We start from the raw sequence: 4,144 nt of genomic DNA on the forward strand, positions 1-4,144 counted from the left end.
CGCCGCCGTTGCTCTGCTAATGAACGCTGTGCGCCTCTTGCGTGTCCTGCTCCCGCGCGCCGAGGGTGACCATGACGTCCATCAAGTGGCGCACCGCATCGTCGCGGCTGATCGTGCCCACCAGCCGACCCTGGTCGATGACGGGGATCTTCTTGATCTTGCGTTTACTCAAGACGGCGAATACCTCGTCCACGGTCGCATCTGGTTCGACTGAGACTACGTTTCTTGTGGCGATGTCCTTTACCTGCAACTGCATGAGAGAGCCGCAGCGTTCGGCGAACGTCTGAGAGTCGTGCACCTCGCGCACCTCGTAGGTGGCATCGACCGTGTGTGCAACATGTGCGCCCGTGAAGCTGAGCAGATCGCCATCCGTCACAAATCCTGCAACGTGCTCTTCGGCACCCAGCACGGGAACGCCGTTGAGCTTGTTGGTTGCAAGAAGCTCAACCAACTCGGGTACGGTTGCGTTCGCGGAGATGGATAGCGGGTTTCGATCGATGAGAAATTCGATGGGAGAAGGGGTTTTCGGAGTTGCTTGCGTCTTCGCGTTCGCCACCCGGCTCTTCACGAATACGAGCGCTATTACCAAGCAGACGACGGACAAGCCGAAGCCAACCCAGTTGATCATCTGAAAAGCTACGACTGACGCTTCGTTTGCCTGAATGGTTCCACCTGCGAACAGCGAGAACAGCATGGCCATAACAGCCGAGCCCATTGCACCCACTATCTGTTTAAGCGTGCTGCTCGCCGATGTGGCATCCTCCACTAAATCATCCACAGCCGCCAGAGACCAGGTTGTTAGAACCTGCATTGACAAACCGAGACCCAGGCCGCGCAGTGCCTGGAAAAGCATGATTACCCATATTGGCGTTCCAAAATCGAAAAACGCCATGCCAGCCATTCCTACGCACAGAGTTGCACTGCTGACCAAAGTCACGCGACGCACCCCTATTTTCTCCGCAAGAATTCCCCCCAGCAAGCTGCCTGCAGCCATCGCAATTGCCGACGGAAGCGACAACATACCGGAAAGCGATGCGGAGTAACCACAAATACTTTGCGCATAAATGGGCACTACCAGGGTGATTCCTAGGCTGACGAAGTTCATAAGTGCGTTAAGGAGCGTTCCGATATTGAAAGGGAGATTTTTGAATACCGATAAATTGAGGAAGGGGGAAGCGAGCCGACGTTGGCGCCGTACGAACAAAATTGCGGTCAACACACCGATGACAAGCGGCACCCATACGAGTGGACTTGCGATGCCGAACGAACTTATATTGGAAAACGAAACGATGATGCCCACGCAGGGGACGACCGATTGTACGAGAGAGGTGAAATCGAGCGTGTTTTTCGTCGTGTCCGTTAAGTTCCGTGTTGCGACGAAAGCGACTGCAGCCATGATGCAGCTCGTTGCTGTCAGCGCAGCGAACACGAAACGCCAACCGTATGAATCGATAAGTATTCCACCCAAAGTCGGACCAATGGTGGGTGCTACGCAGACAATCAGGCCAACGATGCCCATAGCCAGTTGCCAGCGATGCTGTGGGAGTACTTTGAAAATGGCAATCTGAAGGTAGGGATATAAAACGCCGGTTCCTGCTGCCTGAAGGACGCGCGCTACTACGAGTACGGCGAAATTCTGTGCAAAGAATCCCGCCACCGACCCGATGGTGAGCAGTGCGAGGGAACTGAGCACTACCTGGCGTGTGGTGAATCGATGCGTGATATAGGCGGTGGGAGGAATCATTACGGCCAGAACAACGGAATAGGAGGTGGATACCCATTGTGCCATGCCGGCATCAATAGCGAATTCGCTCATGAAAATGGGCAACCCCGTTGCGAAGATGGTCTGAGACAGGTAGCCCACTATGCTCGCGCACAGCAACACTGCTAGAGTAACAATAAAACGAGAGTGAGCTTTTTGATGCATAACGGCGAACTGTTCCTTTCGATAGCAACGGCGCCCTCGAGGGCGCCGTCAGGTAACCATAACATTGACATTTGTTAGACTTTATCGGATGCTCGTCGTCGCGTCAAAACGTTTGAAGTCCTTAACCTGACAAAGCGAGGAATCCGTCATGTATTCTGGAAAAAATCCATCGGCCCTTAAATCTCAGCGCGCCTTGGCTTGGACGTTGTACGAGTTAATGCAATCTTGCGCCTATCAGAAGATAACCATTACGGAACTTTGTGCGAAAGCTGGTGTGTCGCGGCAGACATTCTACCAGCTCTTTGCAAGCAAAGACGAAGTCATCCGCATGTTTCTGCGCATTAAACTGCGACGCGGATTCGAGGACATCGATGATCGTGATTGCGTCGATTTGTCCGATATCATTCGCGACTTGCTCTTTCCGCTCGAAAGAGACCGCGCATTCCTTCGCCTTCTGTATCGCAACGGTCTTGATGGGCCGGTGTCAGACGAGCTTCTTCGCGTCATCTCTATCGCAACCGAGCGAGTTCAGGTTGCACATTCGCGGCGTACGCGCGGGTATGCCGATGCCTTTCTAGCAGGAGGGCTGACGAATCTGCTCCTTGCTTGGGTTATGGATGACGAGCCTCTTTCCGACCATGCCGTCGCGCGGATCATCTCGGACATCCTCCAAGGCCGCTATTACACAGATCCTCTAATCTGATTGAATCAGTTTGAATACGTATTTTTGGCATACTTGGCGGCTCATTTGTGCAGATCGCCCGGAACAACAAGGTTTTTCGTTGACTTCCCGAATGCGTCCGCGCTAAACTGCAAAGGTTCGCTTTCAAAAGCCCCGTGTATGCAGTGGAGCGTGGAAGCGCGAACGAAGGAGTCCAGACCTGAAGTCGCGCGCTGGCGTAGGAACCCGGCATCCATATCGACCTGCACTTTTGAAAACCGACACCCCGTTTGCATCTGCAACGGCCAGCTTCGCGCCAAGCTTCGTGCTTGCAAGGAGCCACCCGGAAGCGTGTGCAACGGAACCCCGACGTCGTGTACGCGCGACGTTTGGCAGAAAGATTATTGGAGGAAGCAGAAGTGAAGACGTATTACGCGAAGCCTCAGGAAGTTGAGCGCGAATGGGTCTTGATCGACGCCACGGACCAGGTACTGGGCCGCGTCGCCGTGAAGGCCGCTCATATCCTCAAAGGCAAGCATAAGCCGCAGTACACCCCGCATGTCGACACCGGCGACTTTGTTGTTATCATCAACGCTGACAAAATCCGCGTGACGGGTAACAAGGCTGAGGACAAGCGCTATTACCGCCACAGCGGTTTCCCCGGCGGCTTGAAGTCCGAAAGCTTCAACGAGGCTATGGCCAAGCATCCCGAGCGCGTTATCGAGCACGCCGTCAAGGGCATGCTTCCGAAGAACACGCTGGGTCGCGCCATGGGCAAGAAGCTCAAGGTGTACACGGGTGCCGAGCATCCGCATATGGCTCAGAAGCCGCGCGAGATCAAGATGGAGGGTTAAACCATGGCAGGTGAAGCTTTGTACTACGGCACCGGCCGTCGTAAGAACGCCGTCGCTCGCGTGCGTCTCGTTCCTGGCACCGGTAAGGTGACCATCAACGGCCGCGACGCTCTGGCGTATTTCGGTCGCGAGGCTCTGGTGAACTACGCGCTGACGCCGTTCAAGGTAACGGACACGGCGGATCATTTCGACGTTGTCGCCACGCTCAATGGCGGCGGCATCGCGGGTCAGGCCGGCGCGCTGCGCCACGGCATCGCCCGCGCCCTGCTTGCTGCTGGCGATTATCGCGGCGAGCTGAAGAAGGCCGGCTACCTCACGCGTGACGCCCGTATGGTCGAGCGCAAGAAGTACGGTCTGAAGAAGGCCCGCAAGCGCCCGCAGTTCAGCAAGCGCTAAGCTGCGAATCTACGGCACTGTTTGGGAGGGAGCCTACGGGCTCCCTTTTCCGTTGTGTGTACAATAGGCAGTTTACGTGAGAAAACGCCGATCGATGCTTCCTGATGGGATAGGTGGTTGCTGCCGGACTCGGCGGCTTGCTCATGGGTGCGGGAACGGCTTGTCTGCATGTGGAGTGGGGCCGCGCGTTGGGAGACTTAGGCTCGGGGGCGACTATCCTGCACGGTGTGATCGGCACGGTTATCGCCGCGCTGCTTCTTGGCGACGGCTTTTGTCCAGGGATTTTCGTTCGGCATCGTTCAGGCC

General features: G+C 55.8%; 4 protein-coding genes and 1 pseudogene. 4 read left to right on the top strand and 1 reads right to left on the bottom strand.

Annotated elements, in window-relative coordinates:
* Positions 1-16: 16 nt before the first annotated feature.
* Entirely contained in the window at positions 17-1,927 is a 1,911-nt protein-coding gene (locus RR842_RS12370; protein ID WP_332521742.1) for an MFS transporter, read from the bottom strand.
* 148 nt (positions 1,928-2,075) lie between these two features.
* On the opposite strand from RR842_RS12370, the gene RR842_RS12375 reads away from it, so the two are divergent.
* From RR842_RS12375 to RR842_RS12390, 4 genes and pseudogenes are all read left to right on the top strand, one after another.
* Positions 2,076-2,630, top strand: coding sequence for a TetR/AcrR family transcriptional regulator (locus tag RR842_RS12375; RefSeq protein ID WP_332554241.1), 555 nt, complete (start codon positions 2,076-2,078; stop codon positions 2,628-2,630).
* Positions 2,631-3,007: 377 nt separating this feature from the next.
* Positions 3,008-3,442 carry a 50S ribosomal protein L13 gene (gene rplM, locus RR842_RS12380; RefSeq protein ID WP_332513206.1) on the top strand — a complete coding sequence of 145 codons (435 nt, stop codon included), beginning with the start codon at positions 3,008-3,010 and terminating at the stop codon, positions 3,440-3,442.
* Between the two features lie 3 nt (positions 3,443-3,445).
* Positions 3,446-3,838 carry a 30S ribosomal protein S9 gene (gene rpsI, locus RR842_RS12385; protein ID WP_332513204.1) on the top strand — a complete coding sequence of 131 codons (393 nt, stop codon included), beginning with the start codon at positions 3,446-3,448 and terminating at the stop codon, positions 3,836-3,838.
* A gap of 113 nt (positions 3,839-3,951) precedes the next feature.
* Positions 3,952-4,144, top strand: a pseudogene (locus tag RR842_RS12390) (hypothetical protein); the annotation flags it as partial.

It is taken from the genome of Gordonibacter sp. (assembly GCF_036667095.1).
Taxonomy (GTDB): Bacteria; Actinomycetota; Coriobacteriia; order Coriobacteriales; family Eggerthellaceae; genus Gordonibacter.

What these genes read in the sequence shown, in the direction of transcription:
- rpsI (WP_332513204.1), top strand. Translation starts at nt 3,446, where the DNA reads ATGGCAGGTGAAGCTTTGTACTACGGCACCGGCCGTCGTAAGAACGCC.
- RR842_RS12370 (WP_332521742.1), bottom strand. Translation starts at nt 1,927, where the DNA reads ATGCATCAAAAAGCTCACTCTCGTTTTATTGTTACTCTAGCAGTGTTG.
- RR842_RS12375 (WP_332554241.1), top strand. Translation starts at nt 2,076, where the DNA reads ATGTATTCTGGAAAAAATCCATCGGCCCTTAAATCTCAGCGCGCCTTG.